Source organism: Acinetobacter sp. T63, from assembly GCF_053852345.1.
Genome location: NZ_JBSQDF010000002.1, coordinates 14,206 through 39,667, shown reverse-complemented (window position 1 = coordinate 39,667; position 25,462 = coordinate 14,206). Strand labels below are relative to the sequence as shown.

The 25,462-nt window shown below is 46.7% G+C and carries 22 protein-coding genes and 8 pseudogenes; 11 read left to right on the top strand and 19 right to left on the bottom strand.

The genetic code is table 11. The annotated features are described in order from the left end of the window. Position 1: 1 nt before the first annotated feature. Positions 2-277, bottom strand: a complete 276-nt coding sequence (locus ACVLR6_RS14640) for a hypothetical protein (RefSeq protein WP_109023896.1) — start codon at positions 275-277, stop codon at positions 2-4. Between ACVLR6_RS14640 and ACVLR6_RS14635 the strand changes: the two are divergent. Then, positions 276-914 (top strand): annotated as a pseudogene (locus ACVLR6_RS14635) (IS256 family transposase); the annotation flags it as partial. The gene ACVLR6_RS14640 and the pseudogene ACVLR6_RS14635 sit on opposite strands and share 2 nt — an antisense overlap. A 264-nt stretch (positions 915-1,178) precedes the next feature. On the opposite strand, the gene qac reads toward ACVLR6_RS14635, so the two are convergent. The 4 genes from qac to dfrA16 all read right to left on the bottom strand — a co-directional run bounded on the left by qac (position 1,179) and on the right by dfrA16 (position 4,094). Next, positions 1,179-1,511 (bottom strand): quaternary ammonium compound efflux SMR transporter QacL, encoded by a 333-nt coding sequence (gene qac / locus ACVLR6_RS14630; protein ID WP_000800531.1) that lies wholly within the window; start codon positions 1,509-1,511, stop codon positions 1,179-1,181. A gap of 169 nt (positions 1,512-1,680) precedes the next feature. Next, positions 1,681-2,472 (bottom strand): AadA family aminoglycoside 3''-O-nucleotidyltransferase, encoded by a 792-nt coding sequence (locus ACVLR6_RS14625; protein WP_455996228.1) that lies wholly within the window; start codon positions 2,470-2,472, stop codon positions 1,681-1,683. A 117-nt stretch (positions 2,473-2,589) separates the two neighbouring features. Beyond that, the gene (locus tag ACVLR6_RS14620; protein WP_001931474.1) at positions 2,590-3,456 is read right to left on the bottom strand and encodes a PSE family carbenicillin-hydrolyzing class A beta-lactamase CARB-2; all 867 of its coding nucleotides are present in this window, start codon (positions 3,454-3,456) and stop codon (positions 2,590-2,592) included. A gap of 164 nt (positions 3,457-3,620) precedes the next feature. Next, positions 3,621-4,094, bottom strand: coding sequence for a trimethoprim-resistant dihydrofolate reductase DfrA16 (gene dfrA16 / locus ACVLR6_RS14615; protein WP_032490158.1), 474 nt, complete (start codon positions 4,092-4,094; stop codon positions 3,621-3,623). A 155-nt stretch (positions 4,095-4,249) separates the two neighbouring features. Between dfrA16 and intI1 the strand changes: the two are divergent. Beyond that, positions 4,250-4,786: pseudogene (intI1, locus tag ACVLR6_RS14610) on the top strand (class 1 integron integrase IntI1); the annotation flags it as partial. 53 nt (positions 4,787-4,839) lie between these two features. Here the strand turns inward: intI1 and ACVLR6_RS14605 are convergent. From ACVLR6_RS14605 to ACVLR6_RS14585, 5 genes and pseudogenes are all read right to left on the bottom strand, one after another. Further along, a complete protein-coding gene (locus ACVLR6_RS14605) occupies positions 4,840-5,544 on the bottom strand; it encodes an IS6-like element IS26 family transposase (RefSeq protein WP_001067858.1) in 705 nt (234 codons plus the stop codon). Positions 5,545-6,134: 590 nt separating this feature from the next. Beyond that, positions 6,135-6,677, bottom strand: coding sequence for an AAA family ATPase (locus tag ACVLR6_RS14600; protein WP_000587837.1), 543 nt, complete (start codon positions 6,675-6,677; stop codon positions 6,135-6,137). Between the two features lie 12 nt (positions 6,678-6,689). Beyond that, entirely contained in the window at positions 6,690-7,550 is an 861-nt protein-coding gene (gene aac(3)-IId / locus ACVLR6_RS14595; protein WP_000557454.1) for an aminoglycoside N-acetyltransferase AAC(3)-IId, read from the bottom strand. A 196-nt stretch (positions 7,551-7,746) separates the two neighbouring features. After that, positions 7,747-8,453: pseudogene (locus tag ACVLR6_RS14590) on the bottom strand (IS1 family transposase). 90 nt (positions 8,454-8,543) lie between these two features. Continuing rightward, the gene (locus ACVLR6_RS14585) at positions 8,544-9,386 is read right to left on the bottom strand and encodes a carbapenem-hydrolyzing class D beta-lactamase OXA-58 (RefSeq protein WP_002002480.1); all 843 of its coding nucleotides are present in this window, start codon (positions 9,384-9,386) and stop codon (positions 8,544-8,546) included. 80 nt (positions 9,387-9,466) lie between these two features. Here ACVLR6_RS14585 and ACVLR6_RS14580 point away from each other — a divergent pair. Continuing rightward, a pseudogene (locus tag ACVLR6_RS14580) lies at positions 9,467-9,835 on the top strand (IS1-like element ISAba3 family transposase); the annotation flags it as partial. A 344-nt stretch (positions 9,836-10,179) separates the two neighbouring features. On the opposite strand, the gene ACVLR6_RS14575 reads toward ACVLR6_RS14580, so the two are convergent. From ACVLR6_RS14575 to ACVLR6_RS14565, 3 genes are all read right to left on the bottom strand, one after another. After that, positions 10,180-10,680 (bottom strand): META domain-containing protein, encoded by a 501-nt coding sequence (locus ACVLR6_RS14575; RefSeq protein ID WP_074163995.1) that lies wholly within the window; start codon positions 10,678-10,680, stop codon positions 10,180-10,182. Between the two features lie 2 nt (positions 10,681-10,682). Then, complete coding sequence (locus ACVLR6_RS14570) at positions 10,683-11,612, bottom strand: S1 family peptidase (protein ID WP_257229551.1); 930 nt, start codon at positions 11,610-11,612, stop codon at positions 10,683-10,685. Positions 11,613-11,691: 79 nt separating this feature from the next. Further along, the gene (locus ACVLR6_RS14565; RefSeq protein ID WP_180185153.1) at positions 11,692-12,396 is read right to left on the bottom strand and encodes an IS6-like element IS1006 family transposase; all 705 of its coding nucleotides are present in this window, start codon (positions 12,394-12,396) and stop codon (positions 11,692-11,694) included. Positions 12,397-12,459: 63 nt separating this feature from the next. Between ACVLR6_RS14565 and ACVLR6_RS14560 the strand changes: the two are divergent. The 5 genes and pseudogenes from ACVLR6_RS14560 to mph form a co-directional block, all read left to right on the top strand. Beyond that, positions 12,460-13,290: pseudogene (locus tag ACVLR6_RS14560) on the top strand (IS91-like element ISCR2 family transposase); the annotation flags it as partial. 711 nt (positions 13,291-14,001) lie between these two features. Beyond that, complete coding sequence (gene estT, locus ACVLR6_RS14555; protein WP_094309312.1) at positions 14,002-14,919, top strand: macrolide hydrolase EstT; 918 nt, start codon at positions 14,002-14,004, stop codon at positions 14,917-14,919. Next, positions 14,909-16,066: a tetracycline-inactivating monooxygenase Tet(X4) gene (locus ACVLR6_RS14550; protein ID WP_094309310.1), complete on the top strand. Its 1,158-nt coding sequence runs from the start codon at positions 14,909-14,911 to the stop codon at positions 16,064-16,066. The genes estT and ACVLR6_RS14550 overlap by 11 nt, the downstream gene beginning before the upstream one ends. A 338-nt stretch (positions 16,067-16,404) precedes the next feature. Then, positions 16,405-17,898 carry an IS91-like element ISCR2 family transposase gene (locus tag ACVLR6_RS14545; protein WP_180175424.1) on the top strand — a complete coding sequence of 498 codons (1,494 nt, stop codon included), beginning with the start codon at positions 16,405-16,407 and terminating at the stop codon, positions 17,896-17,898. Between the two features lie 673 nt (positions 17,899-18,571). Continuing rightward, entirely contained in the window at positions 18,572-19,459 is an 888-nt protein-coding gene (mph, locus tag ACVLR6_RS14540) for an Mph(E)/Mph(G) family macrolide 2'-phosphotransferase (protein ID WP_071830579.1), read from the top strand. Positions 19,460-19,532: 73 nt separating this feature from the next. Here the strand turns inward: mph and ACVLR6_RS14535 are convergent, their stop codons facing one another. From ACVLR6_RS14535 to sul2, 3 genes and pseudogenes are all read right to left on the bottom strand, one after another. Further along, positions 19,533-19,997, bottom strand: coding sequence for an ATP-binding protein (locus ACVLR6_RS14535; protein WP_071830580.1), 465 nt, complete (start codon positions 19,995-19,997; stop codon positions 19,533-19,535). A 67-nt stretch (positions 19,998-20,064) separates the two neighbouring features. Next, positions 20,065-20,307 (bottom strand): annotated as a pseudogene (gene glmM / locus ACVLR6_RS14530) (phosphoglucosamine mutase); the annotation flags it as partial. An 86-nt stretch (positions 20,308-20,393) separates the two neighbouring features. After that, complete coding sequence (gene sul2 / locus ACVLR6_RS14525) at positions 20,394-21,209, bottom strand: sulfonamide-resistant dihydropteroate synthase Sul2 (protein WP_001043260.1); 816 nt, start codon at positions 21,207-21,209, stop codon at positions 20,394-20,396. 89 nt (positions 21,210-21,298) lie between these two features. Here sul2 and ACVLR6_RS14520 point away from each other — a divergent pair. Then, a protein-coding gene (locus tag ACVLR6_RS14520) for an IS4-like element ISAba1 family transposase (RefSeq protein WP_120366390.1) occupies positions 21,299-22,389 on the top strand; the annotation gives its coding sequence in 2 pieces (ribosomal slippage) (positions 21,299-21,839 and positions 21,839-22,389; 1,092 coding nt in all). 196 nt (positions 22,390-22,585) lie between these two features. Here ACVLR6_RS14520 and ACVLR6_RS14515 read toward each other — a convergent pair. The 3 genes and pseudogenes from ACVLR6_RS14515 to ACVLR6_RS14505 form a co-directional block, all read right to left on the bottom strand. Then, positions 22,586-23,071, bottom strand: a complete 486-nt coding sequence (locus ACVLR6_RS14515; protein ID WP_180182522.1) for a ferritin family protein — start codon at positions 23,069-23,071, stop codon at positions 22,586-22,588. 37 nt (positions 23,072-23,108) lie between these two features. Then, on the bottom strand, positions 23,109-23,237 hold the full coding sequence (locus ACVLR6_RS14510; RefSeq protein WP_032073144.1) for a hypothetical protein: 129 nt from the start codon (positions 23,235-23,237) through the stop codon (positions 23,109-23,111). A 59-nt stretch (positions 23,238-23,296) separates the two neighbouring features. After that, a pseudogene (locus ACVLR6_RS14505) lies at positions 23,297-24,388 on the bottom strand (Tn3 family transposase); the annotation flags it as partial. Here ACVLR6_RS14505 and ACVLR6_RS14500 point away from each other — a divergent pair. After that, positions 24,372-24,809, top strand: a pseudogene (locus tag ACVLR6_RS14500) (ATP-binding protein); the annotation flags it as partial. The pseudogenes ACVLR6_RS14505 and ACVLR6_RS14500 sit on opposite strands and share 17 nt — an antisense overlap. A 45-nt stretch (positions 24,810-24,854) precedes the next feature. After that, entirely contained in the window at positions 24,855-25,397 is a 543-nt protein-coding gene (locus ACVLR6_RS14495) for a recombinase family protein (RefSeq protein ID WP_002047003.1), read from the top strand. The last annotated feature ends 65 nt before the right edge of the window (positions 25,398-25,462 follow it).

The window sequence follows — 25,462 nt, the reverse complement described above, 5'->3', positions numbered from 1 at the left end:
TTTATTTTTTTAGCTTTCTAAATGAATATGCTATACTTGCTCTGAAGTTGTGTTGGCGTACTTGACTTAGGTCTGGATCTTTCGAACTGTTACTAAGAGGGTAATCATAGCCAAACATAAACTGGAAATGTCCTAATTCTAAACCTGTTCCAATACCTACACTATAATCAAGAGGACTTAAACTTCCATCACTTCCAAAAGGTTTTGTGTACTTCTCTTGAGTTTTCGTAGCTAAATAGTAGTGTTTGTTGGTAAATCCAAATAATCCAATATTCAATCTTGCGACCGGGAAAGTCCTCTTGAAAGTACCACAAGTTCGCGGGATGGAGTTTTATCCCAGCTGCATCGAGAAAGGCATGCGCAGTGAGCGTGCTCTCAAGCTCGCCATCGCCGAAATGTATGTCAAAGGAGTAAGTACCCGCAGGGTCTCGGATATCGTCGAAATTCTTTGTGGCACCGAAGTCAGCTCGTCCCAGGTCAGCAGGCTGGCAAAGGAGCTCGATGAAGAGATTACGTCTTGGAAGGCGCAGCCTGTCGGACAGATTCAATACTTGGTACTTGATGCGACCTATGAATCGGTTCGCGTCGGTTCCCATGTGGTCAAGCAGGCGCTTCTAGTGGCTATTGGCGTTGATTACAGCGGGAATCGGCATATTCTTGACGCCGAAGTCGCGAACAGTGAGGCAGAGGTAAACTGGCGTTCCTTTCTCGAGGGTCTCGTACGACGAGGGATGCACGGCCTGCGAATGATCACCAGTGATGACCACTCAGGACTGCGCGCGGCAATCGATGCTGTCTTCCCTGGAATTCTGTGGCAACGCTGCCAGTTTCATCTGCAGCAGAATGCCCACTCCTACGTCACGAAAAAAGATGAGATCCCGCTGATAGCCGCTGATATTCGGAAGGTGTTCAATCGGAATATGTCAAGATAGTTTATGCCAGATTTTTGAGAGGTTTGCATCAAGCAGCCTTCGAAAGAGGACGGCATGACATTGAGACCGGCAAGGCGTCGTAGATACGCACTTTCCCAGTACGCCACCGTAAGGGGTTTTTCTCTTTGGCAGCAAGAATGGTTTGGTTTCTTTTTTCCTCGGCGCCGTAGGCGTCCGACTAACACCTGAATTAAGCCGCGCCGCGAAGCGGCGTCGGCTTGAATGAACTGTTAGATGCCAGCCCGATCAATGTGCGCTGACCTTGGATAGCAGATTTAGAACGGCGACGCCACTAACGATAAGTCCCATGCCAACGAACGCCCACAAGTCTAGTTTCTGGCCATGGAAGATCCAAGCGATAGCTGCCACAAGTACGATGCCGAGGCCAGCCCAAACAGCATAAGCAATGCCGACCGGGATGGACTTGAGTGCGAGAGAGAGGAAATAGAACGCAAGCCCGTAGCCAGCCACAACTACAACAGAAGGAACTAACTTGGTGAATCCATGGCTGGACTTCAGTGCGGAAGTTGCGACGACCTCACCAAATATTGCAATAGCCAGAAAGAGCCAGTTCTTCACGTGCAATCTCCTCTACGGTATGAAGGATAAATAGTGGTGGCTATGAGTTGCCAAAAACAGTCTTGCGGCTGTCGATTTTCTGTGAGCATACGCAACGCCAAATCTGGCATCTAACGCTTGAGTTAAGCCGCGCCGCGAAGCGGCGTCGGCTTGAACGAATTGTTAGACATTATTTGCCGACTACCTTGGTGATCTCGCCTTTCACGTAGTGAACAAATTCTTCCAACTGATCTGCGCGGGAGGCCAAGCGATCTTCTTCTTGTCCAAGATAAGCCTGTCTAGCTTCAAGTATGACGGGCTGATACTGGGCCGGCAGGCGCTCCATTGCCCAGTCGGCAGCGACATCCTTCGGCGCGATTTTGCCGGTTACTGCGCTGTACCAAATGCGGGACAACGTAAGCACTACATTTCGCTCATCGCCAGCCCAGTCGGGCGGCGAGTTCCATAGCGTTAAGGTTTCATTTAGCGCCTCAAATAGATCCTGTTCAGGAACCGGATCAAAGAGTTCCTCCGCCGCTGGACCTACCAAGGCAACGCTATGTTCTCTTGCTTTTGTAAGCAGGATAGCTAGATCAATGTCGATCATGGCTGGCTCGAAGATACCCGCAAGAATGTCATTGCGCTGCCATTCTCCAAATTGCAGCTCGCGCTTAGCCGGATAACGCCACGGGATGATGTCGTCATGCACGACAAGGGTGACTTCTATAGCGCGGAGCGTCTCGCTCTCGCCAGGGAAAGCCGAAGCCTCCATAAGGTCATTGAGCAATGCTCGCCGCGTCGTTTCATCAAGCTTTACGGCCACAGTAACCAACAAATCAATATCGCTGTATGGCTTCAGGCCGCCATCCACTGCGGAGCCGTACAAATGCACGGCCAGCAACGTTGATTCCAGATGGCGCTCAATGACGCTTAGCACCTCTGATAGTTGGTTCGAAATTTCGATGGTCACCGCTACCCTCATGATGTCTAACGCCGCCATAAGTTGCGGCTTTGGAGTTGATTGTTTTGTGGTAGCGTAGCGTTAAACCACAAAACAAGCGACGGAAAAGCCGTCAACTTGATGGCCTTGTTAGCCTTATCAGCGCGACTGTGATGTATAAACGTCAAAAATTGAATGACCAATTTTAACAATCGCATCATTTCGCTCTGCCATTGAAGCCTGTGTTTGAGCTAGATAGATGCTCACAATAATTGGGGCTTGATGCTCACTCCACACAACTGCTGTAATACTCCGAGCACCAAATCCGCCAGCACCTGAGCGATCCGCAATGTTCCATCCCGCCGGCAATACTGAACGTAGTAAATTACCAGTGACTTGATTGTTCACCATCCAAGACTCTAATTTTTTCTGGTTCATTTCAGATAGCGCGGAACCAAATAAAAATTTATTCAAAGTACTGGCTATTGCCTTAGGAGTTGTCGTATCCCTCAAATCACCGAGCTTACCTTCATTTAAATCAGGCTCAATACGGTCTAGACGAGTCTCTTTGTCCCCAATTTGTCTTAAAAAATCAGTAACGCCTTTGGGGCCACCTACAGCACTTAGGATGATATTTGCCGCAGTATTATCACTTGTAGTCATAGTTGCGAAGCACGCATCATCGAGTGTGATTGCCTGCCCTACTTGCTTTTCTATTACAGGGGAATAGGTCACAAGATCTGCTTTCTTAATCTCGACTGTACTATTGGGATTAACTTTTCCTTGCTCAGCATCATATAGTAATTTAGCGCAAGCTATTGTTTTAAAAGTACTTGTTAACGGGAAGCGCTGATTGCCATTGTAATCCCAATATTCTCCATTTTGAGTATCAAGAACGGAAACACCTATACGAGCAGAAAGAGAAACTTCAATTGCCTTAACGTCTTGTTCAACTTGCTGAAACTTTGAACTACTTGCAAAAACCACGGATGGTATTAAAAGCGAAAATGCCAATAAAAACTTCATGTAAGTAACCCCATAATTTTGATTGTCACACATTTTATATAAAAGCATGAGGCTCCATAATATGGCTAACGCCCGCCTCAACTGCCGGAGGTTAATGGCGCCTTTTTTGCAGCTCCACCGCAAAAAAAGGTGACAGTAACCGGAGGTCAGATTGCAGGCGCTTGTTAACTCTTTTGCCAGATTTGATAACAATAGTTAATGTTAGACTCGAAATCTTGCTCAAATACCAACTTGAATGTATCTGGGATTTCAGGAAAAACTATGTCTCCATCTCGCTCGATGTCGACTGTTGAAATATGCAAAGTATCTACTTTGGAAATCAAGCTTTTGTATATTTCACCACCACCAGAAACGATAACATGATCCGTGATTTCCTCTAAATTTATTAAGGCATCCTGAATTGAGGAGAAAACCATTACACCCTCATCATTCGTAGAAAAATTAGAGCGAGTTACAACTGCATACTTTCGATTTGGGAGAGCGCCCATTGACTCAAAAGTTTTGCGTCCAACTAAAAGCCATTGATTATATGTAATTGCCTTAAATAGAAGTTGCTCGCCTTTGGCGCTCCATGGAATATCTGGTCCATTACCGATAATACCGTTCTTCGACTTGGCAGCCATTAGTGATAACTTCACGATTTCTCCCTCGAGTTAACTTTGTTTTAGGGCGACTGCCCTGCTGCGTAACATCGTTGCTGCTCCATAACATCAAACATCGACCCACGGCGTAACGCGCTTGCTGCTTGGATGCCCGAGGCATAGACTGTACAAAAAAACAGTCATAACAAGCCATGAAAACCGCCACTGCGCCGTTACCACCGCTGCGTTCGGTCAAGGTTCTGGACCAGTTGCGTGAGCGCATACGCTACTTGCATTACAGCTTACCAACCGAACAGGCTTATGTCCACTGGGTTCGTGCCTTCATCCGTTTCCACGGTGTGCGTCACCCGGCAACCTTGGGCAGCAGCGAAGTCGAGGCATTTCTGTCCTGGCTGGCGAACGAGCGCAAGGTTTCGGTCTCCACGCATCGTCAGGCATTGGCGGCCTTGCTGTTCTTCTACGGCAAGGTGCTGTGCACGGATCTGCCCTGGCTTCAGGAGATCGGAAGACCTCGGCCGTCGCGGCGCTTGCCGGTGGTGCTGACCCCGGATGAAGTGGTTCGCATCCTCGGTTTTCTGGAAGGCGAGCATCGTTTGTTCGCCCAGCTTCTGTATGGAACGGGCATGCGGATCAGTGAGGGTTTGCAACTGCGGGTCAAGGATCTGGATTTCGATCACGGCACGATCATCGTGCGGGAGGGCAAGGGCTCCAAGGATCGGGCCTTGATGTGGCACTGTTGCAAAGTTAGCGATGAGGCAGCCTTTTGTCTTATTCAAAGGCCTTACATTTCAAAAACTCTGCTTACCAGGCGCATTTCGCCCAGGGGATCACCATAATAAAATGCTGAGGCCTGGCCTTTGCGTAGTGCACGCATCACCTCAATACCTTTGATGGTGGCGTAAGCCGTCTTCATGGATTTAAATCCCAGCGTGGCGTTGATTATCCGTTTCAGTTTGCCATGATCGCATTCAATCACGTTGTTCCGGTACTTAATCTGTCGGTGTTCAACGTCAGACGGGCACCGGCCTTCGCGTTTGAGCAGAGCAAGCGCGCGACCATAGGCGGGCGCTTTATCCGTGTTGATGAATCGTGGGATCTGCCACTTCTTCACGTTGTTGAGGATTTTACCCAGAAACCGGTATGCAGCTTTGCTGTTACGACGGGAGGAGAGATAAAAATCGACAGTGCGGCCCCGGCTGTCGACGGCCCGGTACAGATACGCCCAGCGGCCATTGACCTTCACGTAGGTTTCATCCATGTGCCACGGGCAAAGATCGGAAGGGTTACGCCAGTACCAGCGCAGCCGTTTTTCCATTTCAGGCGCATAACGCTGAACCCAGCGGTAAATCGTGGAGTGATCGACATTCACTCCGCGTTCAGCCAGCATCTCCTGCAGCTCACGGTAACTGATGCCGTATTTGCAGTACCAGCGTACGGCCCACAGAATGATGTCACGCTGAAAATGCCGGCCTTTGAATGGGTTCATGTGCAGCTCCATCAGCAAAAGGGGATGATAAGTTTATCACCACCGACTATTTGCAACAGTGCCCAAAAAAGTTCGTGGTGGAGAAAAGATAAGCTATGCAAGGCTTTAGGAGACGTGGTTTTTCAGGATGACGAAGAACGATTCGGCGCTAGGTGCAACATAGGTGCATCGCACGAGCGCTAGGAACGGCGAAAAAAGGCGGACGTGGCGAAATCGGTAGACGCAGCAGACTTTAAAATTGGAGTGCCCGCGGGGAAATCCGCGGAGTAGAACCGCTCAAAGTCGGGGAACGCTAACGGGCAATACCCTAAGCCAATCCCGAGCCAAGCCCCTTCGGGGGAAGGTGTAGAGACTGGACGGGCGGCGCCTAAAGCCTTCGGGCAATGGCGAAGGGACAGTCCAGACCACGAACGTCATCAGACGGCGGCGAAAGTCGAGGTGGTACGAAAATCTGCTTCTCTGTGAGAGTACGGGTTCGAGTCCCGTCGTCCGCACCACAAAGCCAAACATCCCTGCGATGATCGACCTCTGGGCGTTTGGTCGTGAGCCCGCCACCCTCGCGCTACGCTTTGCGCAGGCGTCGAAGGCGATCAGGTGCGCCCATCGATTCCGTCGAGCACCATCGCTGCGAGTTCATCGCTGGTGTGTGCACCACTATCGAGAACACGGGTTGTGCATGGAAGCCGTTCCCTTGCGGCCAAGCATCGGGCGACATTCGCTAATCGCCACTCTCGAATCTCCGCATTTCGATTCGGGTCAGGATGCATGGTCTGGTTCGCGATCCGGTGACGCAATAGGTCCTCGTTGAGCGTCAGAAAGATGTGCAGCAGCTGATCGTCGATCCGCCTTACCCCGTCGAGTATCTCAGTCAGATAGTCCGGGTGCACGAGCGTCATTGGGATGATGATGTCCTGCGAGTAATTCCTTCGAATCTCCCTGACCGCCGCGATCGTAAGTCCCCTCCACAAGGGGAGATCCTGATAGTCTCCGCTCGCTGGCATGGGGACCGTTTCTTTCACCACGAACCCGATTTCCTCGGGGTCAAAGATCAGCGATTTGGAACGCCGATCGCGCAGCCGCTTAGCGAGCGTCGTCTTTCCGGCGCCGAAAGGTCCGTTGATCCAGATTATCATTGTCGACGGCCTCTAACCTGAAGGCTCGCAAGAGCGCTCGACGGCCTCGTGCGGAGGCACGATCGGAGTGGTTCCGAAATGCTTCTCAAGATAGGTGACGCCGAACGTCACGATGTCCTGCGCGTCGAACAGGTAGCACTGAGCAAAGCCCACGACACCTTCTCGATGGCGACCGAGCTTCACGTAAGCATTTGCTATAGTTTCAACCGCATCCGGCTTTCCTTCGATAGCAAAGCAATCGAGAATGCCGTTTGAATCGTAATCCGATGCCGTTTTCCAGGCGACTTCACCGTCTCTTCCAAGCATCGGCATCTCATACGTCACCCACCGTTTGTTGGGGATATCGGCAACCGCCTCGGCGTAGTGCAATGCGGTAACGGAGTTTAGCGGCGCACCCAACAGCAGGGCCTTCCCGCCAAGGCGAACGAACCGCTCGACGGGCGATCCTTCCCCCAAGGCGTGACCGAGTTCGTGAGGCTCCGTCAGCGTTTCAGCCAGCGGACCAACCGCGACCATCGATGCATCGGGGTGCGCGCTGCGCCGCGCGCCGGGGGCTTGAACCAGAAATTGATTCAGCAGGCCGAACCCACGGTAAGTCCCGGCTGTTGCGGGATCGAACGGCAGCCAGGTACGGCGGGCTTCGTCATCCAGCCGAGCGCCATTCAGAGTCTCCTCGTAGGGTGATCGGTCCCACGACGCGTATCCCATCACAGTGCCAGTCGGCCCAACCGCGGAGCGTAACGCGGCAACGACCGTCTCCGCTCCTCCTTCGACCGGACCAATCGCTTTAAGTGAGGCATGCACCATCAAGAGGTCACCGGTTTGGACTCCGAGTTTTTGAAGCGCCTCCGTTATTGCCTTCCGCGTATGCATCGCGATATCTCCTCTAAACTGCAAAACACTATACCTATCGAGATATCACTCTACTATACCTATCGAGATAATGAAGAAATTCTAAAATTAACATAATACACCTTATACAAAATGCCCTTGTAAGCCCTTAATCAAGGGCATTTTTAGTCTCTACTTAACATAAAATTTTGGTGGTGCTTCAAAAAGTATGCTGCCTTTAAATGAAGCCATTATTGATGTAAAAGAAAAGAAGGCTAAATCAAAAGCTTTAAAATGGTTTTCAAGCTTTTTTGAAAAATTACAGCTTCTTCTGAAGCTACGCCTAATTCTATGCCTTATTTTGCAATTATTGCCTTCAATACCTACAGTAAAAAATTTACCAATACTTTGCTTACCATTTTTAAAAGCAGTGATGAAACTGTCCCAATGATCACTTGCAATTCGGGTGTAGTGAATATCTAATTGTTTAAGCTTTGTCTTCAATTGTTAGACTGTAGCTAAATCTCGTTTACCCCAAACATAAGCAACAATTTCACCTGTTTCTCGATGATAGGCGTAAATAAGCCATTGTTTATTCTTTTTATTTCCAACAAAATTCCAGAACTCATCTACTTCGAGAGATTCATAATGACTTTGCTGAGGCTGAATTTCATAGGTTGATTCAGTTAAAGTACGTAAAACTTTACCGATACTGATGCGCTCAACTTCAGCAATATCTCGTATACCGCTGCCTCTGACCATCAACTGTAATATTTTACGAGTAATACCTGACTTACATCCTAGATAGCTCAGTGCATGATCACCAATAAACTGACGTTTACAGTCTTTGCACTGATAGTTTTGTTTCCCATCTACTTTGATACCATTTTTCTTTATACTATCACTGAGGCAGGTTGGACATTTGATTGCTAGAGTTATTTGCATTTCTCTATTTTATCAAAATCCAATCGGCTTTTTCTTCAGCATACTTTTTGAAACACTACCAAAAATAGATTAACCTCAAACTTCTAATTCTTATAAATAATGAAAAACACCCAACTTATCTAGCACATCTAAAGACAATTGTTTACGTAGAGCAATATCATCACCAGCTTTCATTTGCATATTTAAAGCAAATGCCACCACTTGCCCATCTGCCTTTTCAACAAAACCCACATACCAACCCACTTGCGGGTCTACAGCCATTCCCCAGCCACTTTTAGCATATAGACGATTCTCCCCTCTGCGCTCTACATACAACATCTCTTTCACTTGTTGCTGAACTTCAGGTTTAAAAGGCAATTGCCCTTGGGCTAAATCATACACAAACTTTACTTCTTGTATAGGTGTAATTGTCAAAGGCCCTTTCAACCAAAATTGATCAACTTCCGTGCCTATTTGCATATTGCCATAACCAATACGTTGCAATTCACTTTGCATTAAGCTTGGACCAATACGACGTGCCAATTCTTGATATACAGGCACTGTAGATGCTTGCATGGCTTCGCCCAAAGTAAAATCTTTGTCCCATGCTTTAAAAAAACGTGGCTTTCCATCCCACTTAAATATTTCTGTAGATGTTGCTTTATGATTTTCTAAACCAATTAGTGCATTGGCAATTTTAAATGTAGATGCAGGAATATAAGCTGTTTTTGCTCGGTCTAAATGCGTGCCATATTTTTTAATATTTTGACCATCATATGTGACAAACACAGCATCAGCTGAGATTTCATTAAAAAGCGCTTGAACATTCTGATCGATGATTGAGTTATTCACTTGTGGAATTGTACTTGTTTTTGCTCGACTCATACTATGCTCAGCACAAGCCCCAATACTTATGCTTAAGCAAACTAAACTCAATATTTTTAATAATTTCATGATATACAACTTTAAAATTTGGTAGTGTTTCAAAAAGTATGCTGAAGAAAAAGCCGATTGGATTTTGATAAAATAGAGAAATGCAAATAACTCTAGCAATCAAATGTCCAACCTGCCTCAGTGATAGTATAAAGAAAAATGGTATCAAAGTAGATGGGAAACAAAACTATCAGTGCAAAGACTGTAAACGTCAGTTTATTGGTGATCATGCACTGAGCTATCTAGGATGTAAGTCAGGTATTACTCGTAAAATATTACAGTTGATGGTCAGAGGCAGCGGTATACGAGATATTGCTGAAGTTGAGCGCATCAGTATCGGTAAAGTTTTACGTACTTTAACTGAATCAACCTATGAAATTCAGCCTCAGCAAAGTCATTATGAATCTCTCGAAGTAGATGAGTTCTGGAATTTTGTTGGAAATAAAAAGAATAAACAATGGCTTATTTTTGTTCAAAAGTCATATTTTACCTCGGAGAAACCGGACATTTTTATTGGTGAGAATATAGACACTTTAAATGGGTTCTAACACTCTCGTTTCGTATAACAGCCATTATGTTAAATAGGGAATTCAAAGCTCTTTCTAAGAGTTGGTATAGTGGTAATACTTATTGAGTGCGTAAAAGAATTAGATTAATAAAATACTCAAAAGAAAAATAGTAAAAGGGAACTTACAGAAAATAAGTTACCGGCTCTTAAAATTATATTTAAACAAAGAAGCCCAACTAAATGATTGGGCTTCCTCATATCTAACTTTACCTTATGATTTTCATCAGTGTACTGCAAGAATTTAGACTACTTGTTGACTTGAACACCTTTAAAAATCAATTTCTCTTTTTTTTGTGTTTCTATAAGCAGTTGTGCCTGCCCCTTACGAGATTGAAGATATAATGTGGGAGCATTCACCAGAATATCTATCATCGTACTTTCACGTAAGTTGATATCATCAGGACAGCCCATCATTGTGGCAACAATTGGTTGTTCAGCATATAAATGATTGCCCTTAAAATGAATACCAATCGAATTTATATTACAAAACAAATTCCCAATATACAGCATCTTTTCTGCAAATTTTAGCGTGATAGGTTGGTCAGGTTTTGAAGCCAGAAATAATGAATCTATACGTTCACTATTAGCATTTGTTGCCTCGATTAATTCCCAAGAAAATTGCGCCAAGGTCTGCTCACTAAAGGACATCACTTGTAATTCTTGTATCTTGGACTGATCGGCTGATGAAGGCTTATGACAAGCGCTCAAAAGTCCAACGACGAACATCAGTATAAATATTCTAGTCATCGTTATTGTCCGTATAATAATGAGTAACCCTCTTTATAGAGTTCATCAGTAGACATATAGGTCATATATCCATTAGGTTTGGCGGCACCTCCGCAATACCCCTGACCTTTCATGGAAGAACTCCATGTGCCTTGATAAGTTGCAGTAGATAATAACCCTGCCGCCACACTTCCAATAAAGATTGGACCACCACTATCGCCACCCCAACAATCCAACGTTGGACCTGAAACTTTTACCCATGTTGCATTACACACACCTGCCCCTGATGGTCCACATTTATTGTCAGTACCAAATGCTTTAAATGCGGTCGACTGAACCGTACCACAACTATAACCAGTTTTCATTCCATAATGACAGACATACGTACCAACAGGTGTGTTACCTTGTGTACGTCGACCAGTTAGAGTTTTGACCACATTGTCACTGGCGAAAAATTCTGGGTTCAAGGTATGTGTAGATGATACTAAACTCATGGTTTGGAAATCCTGACTACCATTCCAGAAGTCTCCCACAAAGGTTAGTGCAATATTATCATTGCCAGTTGTCTTGCGGTCATCTACAGTAATTTTGTAATTCTTACAGTGAGCCGCTGTGGTCGCAAATTTTGTACCCGCAGCGTTTTTCACATTAAAACCTGTTGTACAATTATAAAAAGTGGTTGAAGTTGTACTATCCGCCATCAGCATGGTTTCTGCTGCCCTTACTGCGGCACTATGTCTTAATGGAATATTAGTGGTCGTTACTTTAAGTGGGACATTGGTTAATGTTCTAGGTTTTTCACTGCTCAGTAATTTCAAACCCTGTGTTTGGTTGGTTGCAGTATGCTTTGGATCATAAAGCTCTAAATCAATGCTATTTTCTACTTCATTAATGCTTGCTGCTTGAAGATTTGGATAAGCCTGTCTTAAGCTAGCATCATTGTCTTTAAGCATCTGTACCAATTGAGTCTTGGTATATTGGGCACTGTTGCAAATAGAGATTTGAGTCGATGATGTTCCCTTTAAAAAGTACTTAGAGACCGAAAACCCTGTTGATTAGACACACTTCACCCTGAGGCTGACCATAATAAAATGACGATGCTTGTCCTTTACGTAGTGCACGCATGACTTCAATACCTTTAATTGTGGCATAAGCCGTCTTCATAGATTTGAATCCTAATGTGGCCCTGATGATCCGCTTTAGCTTGCCATGATCACATTCAATCACGTTATTTTTATACTTAATCTGCCTGTGCTCAAGGTCTGGTGGACATTTACCTTCCCGTTTTAACCGTGATAAAGCACGTCCATATGTGGGTACTTTATCCGTGTTGATCACTTGTGGAATTTGCCACTTCTTCACATTATTTAAAATTTTTCCAAGAAAACAATATGCTGATTTGGTATTACGTCTAGAAGAAAGATAAAAATCAATGGTATCGCCATGTTGATCGACTGCACGATACAGATAAGACCATCGTCCATTCACTTTTACATAGGTTTCATCAATATGCCACGAGCTCAGATCTGTAGGATTACGCCAATACCAGCGTAAACGTTTTTCTATTTCAGGAGCATAACGTTGAACCCAACGGTAAATAGTCGTGTGATCAACATTCACACCCCGTTCGGCCAGCATTTCCTGCAGTTCACGATAGCTAATGCCATATTTACAATACCAGCGCACAGCCCAAAGAATGATTTCGCCCTGAAAATGCCGACCATGGAAAGGATTCATATGCTGCACCTTTAGCTAAAACAGTCTTCAGCTTACCATTCGTGGTTATTTGCAACAGTGCCGCTGACGCACACCATCGCCCACCGGGTGGGTCGCTATCTGGAACGGCAAGGCCTGCTGGAACGGGATGTCGAAAACAGCTATCTGGCCTCGGATGCGGTGGATGACGACCCGATGACACCCCTGCTGGGGCACTCGATCACTTACCGTATCGCTGTCGGTTCACAGGCGGGGCGAAAGGTGTTCACTTTGCAAACTCTGCCGACCAGTGGTGATCCGTTCGGTGACGGGATTGGCAAGGTAGCCGGGTCCAGCCTGCACGCCGGCGTGGCGGCCAGGGCCGATGAACGCAAGAAGCTCGAACGGCTGTGCCGGTACATCAGCCGCCCGGCGGTATCCGAGAAGCGGCTGTCGTTAACACGAGGCGGCAACGTGCGCTACCAGCTCAAGACGCCGTACCGGGACGGCACCACGCACGTCATTTTCGAACCATTGGATTTCATTGCAAGGCTGGCCGCCCTGGTACCGAAGCCCAGAGTCAACCTAACCCGCTTCCACGGGGTGTTCGCACCCAACAGTCGGCACCGGGCGTTGGTCACGCCGGCAAAACGGGGCAGGGGCAACAAGGTCAGGGTGGCTGATGAACCGGCAACACCAGCACAACGGCGAGCGTCGATGACATGGGCGCAACGGCTCAAGCGTGTTTTCAATATCGACATCGAGACCTGCAGCGGCTGCGGCGGCGCCATGAAAGTCATCGCCTGCATTGAAGACCCTATAGTGATCAAGCAGATCCTTGATCACCTGAAGCACAAAGCCGAAACCAGCGGGACCAGGGCGTTACCCGAAAGCCGGGCGCCACCGGCTGAGCTGCTCCTGGGTCTGTTTGACTGACGAGCCTGAAGGCCAACGATACCAATCAAAATGCTGCGTTCACAGCGCCGCGGCAGGGATCCGCCGTGCTGGTTGTCGGAAAAGGAGCCGCTAGTGGGAAAGAGGAGGGTAAATTTTCAGCGTTGCTGGCTCCCCGTCAGCCGGATTGGGTTGCATCGCAGGGGTGTCGAAAGAGTCAACTGCGGTCCAAAGCTGTTGGACTTGGGTGAAAAGGGCGTTTATTCTTCCTATACGTCAATAGGAAATATTGATGAAATTTGTTGCTTAAGATTGTTTGCTGGTGTCTGTAAATCAAGGTTCTGAGCAATAGAACTCTGTGCGATAGCAAAGGTCGCTATCGACATATAAATTAATTTCTTTTTCATGGATTTTCTTTTTCAAAACCCAAGTTATAAATTTTTTACTAACTATAAACTCCTTTTTCTGTTAATTTTAAATTTTAACATTTGACACAACTTTAATATATTTATATATACATATATTTTTATATATTATATGATTTCATAAGATTTGAAACATAAATAATTAAGCACTATAAGTACTAAAATGTTAAAATAATTTTTATATTTGAGAAATTCAAAATGCGAAATAAAATAGTAAAAACATTCGCCTATCTTGCCATATGGGTATGAAATAGAGTAGAATGTTTCGTATATATATAAGTTAGCGGGCATTGTGAAAGATACCAGCATAACAGTTAAACATTGATAAATGAAAAAAAAACTACTTTGGATATTAATTTTAGGACTGATAATAATCAGTTGCAAACAAAGGAAAACAGAAATGAAAGAGAAAATAATTAAAACAAACGGCATTGAACTCTGTACGGAAAGTTTTGGAAATAAGAAAAATCCAGCAATCCTTTTGGTAGCAGGTGCAACCGTATCAATGCTGTATTGGGACACTGAATTTTGCCAACAATTATCTGAAAAAGGATTTTTTGTTATTCGTTACGACAACAGAGATGTAGGAAAATCCACTAATTATGAGCCGGGTTCAGCACCATACGACATTGTTGACTTAACAAATGATGCCATTGCAATTTTGGACGGCTATGAAATAGACAAAGCACATTTTGTGGGTATGTCATTAGGTGGGCTAATTACACAAATAGCAGCTATAAAGTTTGCCGATAGAGTTAGCTCATTAACACTTATGTCTACAGGCCCTTGGGGAGACTCGGACCCAACTATTCCTGAGATGGACACACGTATTTTAGATTTCCATGGTAAAGCAGGCACAGTCGATTGGTCAAATGAAGACAGTGTGGTAAACTATTTAATTCAGGGTGCAGAATTAATGTGCGGCAAGAAACAATTTGATAAACAAAGAAGTGAAAAGCTGATAAGAGCTGAGTTCAATAGAGCAAACAATTATATAAGTATGTTCAATCACGCTACATTGCAAGGTAGTGAAGAATATTGGAATAGACTAAATGAAGTAAATCAACCAACCTTGATAATTCACGGAACAGATGACAAAATTTGGCACTATAAAAACGCTGGTGTATTAATTGAGAAAATACAAAATACGAAATTAATTACTCTTGAAGGAACAGGACACGAATTGCACTTTGAAGATTGGACAACAATAATTGACGGAATTGAAAAACATATAAATGAGCAATAAAGAAAAACAAATGAATTTACTTAGTGATAAGAACGTTGCAATAATTGGTGGTGGACCCGTTGGACTGACTATGGCAAAATTATTACAGCAAAACGGCATAGACGTTTCAGTTTACGAAAGAGACAACGACCGAGAGGCAAGAATTTTTGGTGGAACCCTTGACCTACACAAAGGTTCAGGTCAGGAAGCAATGAAAAAAGCGGGATTGTTACAAACTTATTATGACTTAGCCTTACCAATGGGTGTAAATATTGCTGATGAAAAAGGCAATATTTTATCCACAAAAAATGTAAAGCCCGAAAATCGATTTGACAATCCTGAAATAAACAGAAATGACTTAAGGGCTATCTTGTTGAATAGTTTAGAAAACGACACGGTTATTTGGGATAGAAAACTTGTTATGCTTGAACCTGGTAAGAAGAAGTGGACACTAACTTTTGAGAATAAACCGAGTGAAACAGCAGATCTGGTTATTATTGCCAATGGTGGAATGTCTAAAGTAAGAAAATTTGTTACCGACACGGAAGTTGAAGAAACAGGTACTTTCAATATACAAGCCGATATTCATCATCCAGAGGTGAACTGTCCTGGATTTTTTCAGCTATGCAATGGAAACCGGCTAATGGCTGCTCATCAAGGTAATTTATTATTTGCGAATCCTAATAATAATGGTGCATTGCATTTTGGAATAAGTTTTAAAACACCTGATGAATGGAAAAACCAAACGCAGGTAGATTTTCAAAACAGAAATAGTGTCGTTGATTTTCTTCTGAAAGAATTTTCCGATTGGGACGAACGCTACAAAGAACTGATTCGTGTGACATCATCTTTTGTAGGGTTAGCGACACGAATATTTCCCTTAGGTAAGTCTTGGAAAAGTAAGCGTCCATTACCCATAACGATGATTGGAGATGCTGCTCATTTGATGCCTCCTTTTGCAGGACAAGGCGTAAACAGCGGGTTGATGGATGCCTTGATATTGTCGGATAATCTGACCAATGGGAAATTTAACAGCATTGAAGAGGCTATTGAAAATTATGAACAGCAAATGTTTATCTATGGCAAAGAAGCACAAGAAGAATCAACTCAAAACGAAATTGAAATGTTTAAACCCGACTTTACGTTTCAGCAATTGTTAAATGTATAAAATGGAATAAAACGGCACATAATCGAGTAGACGGCTCCGCCAGTAACTGACGGAGTGCGCCTCTCACACCACCGAGCGTACGGGTCACGTACTCGGCGGTTCGCAAAGAGATGGGTTAAGTTGTAAATGTAATTCAGTTAAGGAAACATATCCTCTTTTCTTCAGGCGTTGTAAAGTAATGGTAGTGCCTAGAATAGGACTTTGTGCCAACTATTGAGTGGGAGTGACGGGCACTGGCTGGCAATGTCTAGCAACGGCAGGCATTTCGGCTGAGGGTAAAAGAACTTTCCGCTAAGCGATAGACTGTATGTAAACACAGTATTGCAAGGACGCGGAACATGCCTCATGTGGCGGCCAGGACGGCCAGCCGGGATCGGGATACTGGTCGTTACCAGAGCCACCGACCCGAGCAAACCCTTCTCTATCAGATCGTTGACGAGTATTACCCGGCATTCGCTGCGCTTATGGCAGAGCAGGGAAAGGAATTGCCGGGCTATGTGCAACGGGAATTTGAAGAATTTCTCCAATGCGGGCGGCTGGAGCATGGCTTTCTACGGGTTCGCTGCGAGTCTTGCCACGCCGAGCACCTGGTCGCTTTCAGCTGTAAGCGTCGCGGTTTCTGCCCGAGCTGTGGGGCGCGGCGGATGGCCGAAAGTGCCGCCTTGCTGGTTGATGAAGTACTGCCTGAACAACCCATGCGTCAGTGGGTGTTGAGCTTCCCGTTTCAGCTGCGTTTCCTGTTTGCCAGCCGGCCCGAGATCATGGGGTGGGTGCTGGGCATCGTTTACCGCGTCATTGCCACGCACCTGGTCAAGAAAGCGGGCCATACCCACCAAGTGGCCAAGACGGGCGCGCTCACCCTGATCCAGCGTTTTGGATCGGCGCTCAATCTGAATGTTCACTTCCACATGCTGTTTCTCGACGGTGTGTATGTCGAGCAATCCCACGGCTCAGCGCGTTTCCGCTGGGTCAAGGCGCCGACCAGCCCAGAGCTCACCCAGCTGACGCACACCATCGCCCACCGGGTGGGTCGCTATCTGGAACGGCAAGGCCTGCTGGAACGGGATGTCGAAAACAGCTATCTGGCCTCGGATGCGGTGGATGACGACCCGATGACACCCCTGCTGGGGCACTCGATCACTTACCGTATCGCTGTCGGTTCACAGGCGGGGCGAAAGGTGTTCACTTTGCAAACTCTGCCGACCAGTGGTGATCCGTTCGGTGACGGGATTGGCAAGGTAGCCGGGTCCAGCCTGCACGCCGGCGTGGCGGCCAGGGCCGATGAACGCAAGAAGCTCGAACGGCTGTGCCGGTACATCAGCCGCCCGGCGGTATCCGAGAAGCGGCTGTCGTTAACACGAGGCGGCAACGTGCGCTACCAGCTCAAGACGCCGTACCGGGACGGCACCACGCACGTCATTTTCGAACCATTGGATTTCATTGCAAGGCTGGCCGCCCTGGTACCGAAGCCCAGAGTCAACCTAACCCGCTTCCACGGGGTGTTCGCACCCAACAGTCGGCACCGGGCGTTGGTCACGCCGGCAAAACGGGGCAGGGGCAACAAGGTCAGGGTGGCTGATGAACCGGCAACACCAGCACAACGGCGAGCGTCGATGACATGGGCGCAACGGCTCAAGCGTGTTTTCAATATCGACATCGAGACCTGCAGCGGCTGCGGCGGCGCCATGAAAGTCATCGCCTGCATTGAAGACCCTATAGTGATCAAGCAGATCCTTGATCACCTGAAGCACAAAGCCGAAACCAGCGGGACCAGGGCGTTACCCGAAAGCCGGGCGCCACCGGCTGAGCTGCTCCTGGGTCTGTTTGACTGACGAGCCTGAAGGCCAACGATACCAATCAAAATGCTGCGTTCACAGCGCCGCGGCAGGGATCCGCCGTGCTGGTTGTCGGAAAAGGAGCCGCTAGTGGGAAAGAGGAGGGTAAATTTTCAGCGTTGCTGGCTCCCCGTCAGCCGGATTGGGTTGCATCGCAGGGGTGTCGAAAGAGTCAACTGCGGTCCAAAGCTGTTGGACTTGGGTGAAAAGGGCGTTTATTCTTCCTATACGTGAACCGCATCCTACGGAATGAGTAACCCTTGCCCTATTGTGAGTAGAACGTCGTATAATTCAAACGAAAGCAGTTAATAGGTATGAAATATCACAGCACAAAAGAGCGACAGGACATGTTTAGATGATGTTATTATAAAATAATAACATCATGGATGAATAAAAAATAATTTTCTATCTTTACAACTATGTTATACTTCTATGATAAGGCTATGATGGCAAAGCCTTGGTTTTCCTAATCAAATAGTCGCCGAGATGGCTTCAATGCGACAGTAGGTCTACTGTCTCACAATTAATTCATGTATCAGATTTTTGTTCCCTGATGGGAAGTGTTATCCATACGAAAAGAATATGGGTAAAGTGTTACACCTGTATATGACATTCAGAATGTCCTGTCGGGGGAACTGGTACCAATTTAATAAAAGAAAACAGTATAGAAATGACAATCGAAGATATGCAAACATTAGCCCTAGAGCATGGGCTGAGAATTTCGGAAGAGATGAGCGTCAATGAGATGGGCATCGACTTTAGAGTTGCCTTTGTAAAGGAAGTAAACGGTGAGAACTGGGTACTCCGTATACCTCGAAGAAGCGATATGCTTGAACAAATCGAAAATGAAAGTAGAATATTGGATTTAGCCAAAAGAAACCTGTCGATCAATGTCCCTGATTGGAAAATTGTATCGGAGCGCCTAATAGCCTACCCTTTACTGGAGGATGCGCCTGCTCTGACATTCGATGCGATAACACATGAGGTTTCTTGGAACATAGATCGCGATAGCATAGCTTATGTGGAGTCTCTGGCAAAATCATTGGCCGAATTACATCGTATTACAGCTGACGATGTGAGAAAGAGCAACTTGAAAATAATGACTCCAAGTGAATTGAGGACCGAAATAGCTGACCGTATCCACTTGGTGAAATCTGAGATAGGTATCAGCGAGCCGTTGGAAAACAGATACCGTAGATGGTTGGACAATGACCCTTTGTGGCCTGAATTCACTTGTTTCATCCATGGCGATCTCTATGCAGGGCATGTCTTAACCTCGAAGGAAGGTAAGACCTCTGGTATCATAGATTGGTCTACTGCGCATATGGGTGATCCTGCACTGGACTTTTCTGGTCACGTATCGGTTTTTGGAGAGGATAGCCTGAAGAGTTTGATAACGGAGTATGCTAAACAAGGCGGAACGATATGGGATAGGCTCTACGAACAATCTATAGAGAGGGCTGCTGCAGCTCCATTAGCATATGGCGCTTTTGCGGTAGAGTGCAACGACGATAATCATATCAATGCCGCCAGAGCAGCCTTAGGTATTGTTCAATAAAATGATGTGAGGATACTTTTTTAAATGCTAAAATAGGAGTTCGATTGGTGCCACTTAAGAGTATCATTGATTTCTATTTTAGCCAGTATCCTCCACTTTTAGGAGCTCCTCGAAACTCGATTTTATGATCATCTCTTAAGATTTTGAGCCACCGCTCTACTATCTTGACAGGAACTAATAGCTCGTTTACTAAAAATGGTGCACGCTTTCCTGGATTAGTTCTTATCTGATTAAATAGTAGATTTACTCCCTCACTTACTCCCTCATTAGATTCGAAAAGTAGCTTTGATGAGACAATAACTCGAAAACCGTGCTGGAAATTTTCAAAGACAGGGGGACGCAGACCATAGGATGCGAAGCCTTCTTGGATTCGTTTGATGCCTGACCCATATTTTTCAATAAAATGCGCTTCTTTGAACGTGGCAGATATCCTTTTATTGCGCGCCCATGGCGAGTAATCTTCACGAAGAAGCTGATCAATCGTTAAGTTATCAGCTAAACCACCTGGATTGAAAAACTCTATGGAATTGTAATACACCCTGATTATGGAATCGGCAAATTAATTTGGACTTGGGTGAAAAGGGCGTTTATTCTTCCTATTACGTTGTCGGCAGCGGGCCAAAAAGGAATACGTCCATGCCCATCGAGGTGAAACCGGCTGTGAGCGCGGGTTCAAGCATATAGCCCGACAGGCGCGTATCCTTGCCGATCACGACACGATGGCGGTGGTCACCGCGACGAAAGACACGGCCAGCCGCCATGCCGACGCGCAAGGCGGTTTCCGCCGTCATCGCGCCTTCGTTGGCTTTGCCACGAATACCGTCTGTGCCGAAATATTTGCGCACCATAAGGTCGATTATCCTGTCGTCGGGTCGCCCTCAAAGGGGACATGCCTGCTGAACCGCGAATATAGAGAAATATCCCGAATGTGCAGTTAACGAATTCTTGCGGTTTCTTTCAGCGCCGCCAATACCGCCAGCCCGTCGCGCAAGGGGCGCGGCTCGTGTGTGCGGATGAAGTCAGCTCCACCTGCGGCGGCGGCAAGCTCTGCAGCGAGTGTCGCGGCCCCGACATCCCCCGGACCACGGCCTGTGAGCGCGCGCAGAAAGGATTTGCGCGAAACAGACAGAAGCACCGGCAAATCGAAGCGCAGCCGCAATTCATCGAACCGCGCCAGCACCGAGAGCGAGGTTTCGGGAGCAGCCCCCAGAAAAAACCCCATGCCGGGATCAAGGACAAGGCGGTTGCGTTTGATACCGGCACCCGTCAGCGCCGCGATGCGCGCGTCAAAGAACGCCGCAATGTGATCCATGATGTCGCCAGCGGGTGCCTCGCGCCGATCTGCCTGCCCGTCTTGCACCGAATGCATAACGACGAGTTTGGCAGATGATTTCGCCAATTGCGGATAGAACGCAGCGTCTGGAAAACCGCGAATATCATTGAGATAGGCCACACCACGCGACAAGGCATAGGCTTGCGTCGCGGGTTGATAACTGTCGAGCGAGACGGGAATGCCATCTGCCTTGAGCGCGTCCAGCACCGGCGCGATACGCGCGATTTCTGTGTCGGACGAAACAGGCGCGGCGTCGGGATTGCTGGATGCCGGACCGAGGTCGATCACATCTGCCCCCTCGGCCATCAGCTTACGCGCCTGCGCAATGGCTGCGTCTGGCGCCAGATACCGGCCTCCATCGGAGAAACTGTCCGAGGTTATGTTGACGATGCCGAAAATGATGAGCGATTTATTCATGGGGGCTTCTATAATAATCTCTGTACACGACAAAAATAGATAACTCATTGAAATAATGTCACAATAATTGTTTTCTAACGACGAATACTATGACACATCTCAATGAGTTATATCTTATCTTAAACAAATCTCTAAAATGGAACAAGTCACATTTAAAGTGCTTTGCGCTCATCATGCTTGTGATTATTTTAAAGCAAACATGTAATCTTTCTTCTGCATCTAAAGCCTTGCCCATCAAGTGTTTACCACAATCATTTTATCGACGTATGCAGCGCTTCTTTGCAGGTCAGTATTTTGATTATCGTCAAATTTCTCAGTTGATTTTCAATATGTTTTCATTCGACCAAGTGCAACTGACTTTAGATAGAACCAATTGGAAATGGGGAAAACGAAATATTAATATCCTGATGCTCGCAATCGTTTATCGTGGAATAGCGATACCTATCCTTTGGACATTGCTTAATAAACGTGGAAATTCAGATACGAAAGAGCGTATTGCTTTGATTCAACGCTTTATAGCCATTTTTGGTAAAGACCGTATTGTGAATGTGTTCGCAGACAGAGAGTTTATCGGTGAGCAGTGGTTTACATGGTTAATTGAACAAGACATCAACTTCTGCATTCGTGTTAAAAAAACTTCATTGTCACCAATCATTTAGGAAAGAATCATAAAATTAGTGATTTATTTCGCCATCTTAAAGTTGGTCAAATTGAATGTCGTAAACGACGGATTTTGGTTGGTCGGGTGAAACTATATATAAGTGCACTACAGTTAGAAAATGGAGAGCTTTTACTCGTCGTTTCTCCTCAGTTTAATGCCAATGCTATTCAGGATTATGCATTACGCTGGGAAATTGAAACCTTATTCAGTTGTCTCAAAGGACGCGGGTTTAATCTTGAAAATACGCGCTTGACAGACCCTAGACGAGTGAAAAAATTGATTGCGGTGTTAACTATAAGCTTCTGTTGGTGTTACTTAACGGGTGAATGGCAACATAATCAAAAAAAAGCGATAAAAATAAAGAAGCATGGACGACTCTCAATGAGTTTATTTCGCTATGGTTTAGACTATGTTCAAATGGCGATTCAGCGTTTAATTGGTTTTGGGAAAAAAGAAGAGTTTAAGGAAATTTTGGCAATTTTAAGAAAGCAGAATCCTGATAGGATAAGGGTTCTGTGAAATTTGTCGTGTACAGAGTATAATAATAATAATCGAGCATGAGTCTCATACGGATGCTCGGGTCGAAAGGGAATCCCCAGGCGAGTAACCTGTTTGCGGTGATCCATTAGCTGCAGGAGCAGAAGAGCATACATCTGGAAGCAAAGCCAGGAAAGCGGCCTATGGAGCTGTGCGGCAGCGCTCAGTAGGCAATTTTTCAAAATATTGTTAAGCCTTTTCTGAGCATGGTATTTTTCATGGTATTACCAATTAGCAGGAAAATAAGCCATTGAATATAAAAGATAAAAATGTCTTGTTTACAATAAAGTGGGAGTAGTAATTTCGTTACTTTGTTTAGAATTTCTTCAGAAATATTTCTTAATAAATCGTGTTTTTCAACAAGCGTAAAATTACTTTCTAAAATCTCTTTTTGTTTAGCTCGAGTTTGGGTATAAGCCCCATAATAAAATTGACGAGGATCTTTAAGCACGTACCAATCTTTCATTTGGATTACAGTACGGCCCTTATCGTAAAGATCAAATTCAGGCTGCCATAAAGGTTTGTAATGAAAATTAATTTCTTCCTGAATATCGTAGGTCGCTTCTTGATAACGTGAAGCTGGTTTATCACCAAATCTTTTTTCAATATAAGCATAAGTATTTCTTAAAGGCTTAACTGAAGATGTTTTAATATCAATTTGCATATAAATCTTCCTGATTTTTTAATAAAGACTAGAGTTTTTATTCTCTAATACCGGCCTGTCCAAATCGCCACTTCATGCGGTCATATTCAATCTTTGCAAAATCATCCGTACTTAGGTGCTGTACTTGATGGTGTGCGCAGAATTCTTCAAAAGCCTTGACTGGCATAATCATTTCTACAGCTAACTCTGGATGGGGTCGTTTGCGGGAGGGGGCGGAATCCTACGCTAAGGCTTTGGCCAGCGATATTCTCCGGTGAGATTGATGTGTTCCCATCCGAGCGGCGAAACATGGGCCAAGAGATCGGGCGATAGCAGCTTTCCATCGCGTTTCTGGTTTGCAACGACCTCGCCGAGCTTCATGGTGTTCCAGAAGATGATGATGGCGGCGAGCAGATTCATGCCGGCGATGCGGTAATGCTGGCCTTCGGCGGAACGGTCGCGGATTTCACCGCGGCGGTGGAAGCTGATTGCCCGCTTCAGCGCATGATGAGCTTCGCCTTTGTTGAGCCCGATCTGGGCACGCCGTTGGAGTTCGGCATCCAGAATCCAGTCGATCATGAACAGGGTGCGCTCGACGCGACCGACTTCCCGCAGGGCTGTCGCGAGCTCGTTCTGCCGCGGATAGGAGGCGAGTTTCCGCAGAATCTGGCTTGGCGCGACGGTCCCGGCAGCAATGGTGGCGGCGATGCGCAGGATGTCGGGCCAATTGCGCTCGATCATGGCTTGGTTGACCTTTCCGCCGATCAACGCTCGCAGGTGCGCCGGGGCGGCCGACGGATTGAACGCGTAGAGCCGTTTGGATGGCAGGTCGCGGATGCGCGGAGCGAACCGGTAGCCGAGAATGGCACATGCGGCAAAGACGTGATCGGTGAAGCCGCCCGTGTCGGTGAACTGCTCGCGGATATGGCGTCCAGCATCGTTCATCAGCAGGCCATCGAGGATGTAAGGCGCTTCGCTTGCCGTTGCAGGAATCACCTGGGTTGCGAACGGCGCATATTGGTCGGAGACGTGGCTATAGGCTTTCAGGCCCGGGGTATTGCCATATTTCGCGTTGACCAGGTTCATGGCCTCACCTTGCTCTGTAGCGACGAAGAACTGTCCGTCGCTCGAAGCCGACGTGCCCATGCCCCAGAACCGGGCCATGGGTAACGCTGCCTGTGCCTCGACCACCATGGCCAGCGCCCGGTCATAGGCTTCGCCCTCGACATGCCACCGTCCAATGCGGATCAATTCCCAGAAGGTGTGGGTGTTTGTCGCATCCGCCATTTTGCGCAAGCCGAGGTTGATCCCTTCCGCCAAGATAACGTTCATTGGCCCGCCAGGCGTAGGCAAGACCCACTTGGCCATTGGGATTGGCCAAAAAGCGATCCAGGCCGGCTACAAGGTCTTGTTCCGTAGTGCGCTTGACCTGGTTGAGGATCTGGAATTGGCCGAAATGAAAGGCGAGCTCAAGAAACGCATCAACCAGTTGAGTAAATTTGATGTGCTGATCGTTGATGAGCTCGGCTACTTGCCGATGACGTCACAGGGCCGTTTTAACCTGTTCCAGTTGGTCAACGCGCTCTATGAGTACCGGTCTATCATTCTGACCACGAATAAAGACTTCACGGACTGGGGCGAGTTCTTCCACCATGACAACGTGGCCATCCCGATCATTGACCGCGTTATTCACCATTCCAACATCTTTATGCTCGGTGGCGAAAGCTACCGATTGAGGCAAAAAACGGCCTGTCAGTAAACAACAGGTGGGTCAATTTTATTGGCCAAAAGTGGGTCAAAAATAATGGCCATTGACATCGAACGGGACAATATCTATGATGATCTTGCTTCCGGCGGTCGTGATGATCGCCCTGGCTTGACTGCCTGCCTCAAGTCATTGCGTGACGGCGATGTGCTGGTGGTCTGGAAGCTCGATCGCCTCGGACGATCGCTTGCCCATCTGGTCAACACGGTGAAGGAGCTGTCAGACCGCAAGATCGGCCTGCGGGTTCTGACTGGAAAGGGCGCTCAGATCGACACCACGACTGCGTCCGGTCGCATGGTGTTCGGAATCTTCGCCACCTTGGCCGAGTTCGAGCGGGATCTGATCCGAGAGCGCACCATGGCGGGTCTCGCCTCCGCGAGAGCGCGCGGTCGCAAGGGCGGACGAAAATTCGCGCTCACCAAAGCTCAGGTGCGTCTCGCGCAAGCCGCCATGGCCCAGCGCGATACTTCAGTTTCCGATCTCTGCAAGGAACTCGGCATCGAGCGCGTCACTCTCTACCGATATGTCGGTCCCAAAGGCGAGCTCAGAGACCATGGAAAGCATGTTCTCGGACTTACGTAGCAACTCGTTTCTTTTCGCAGGTTGAGCCACCTCCGCGCTTCATCAGAAAACTGAAGGAACCTCCA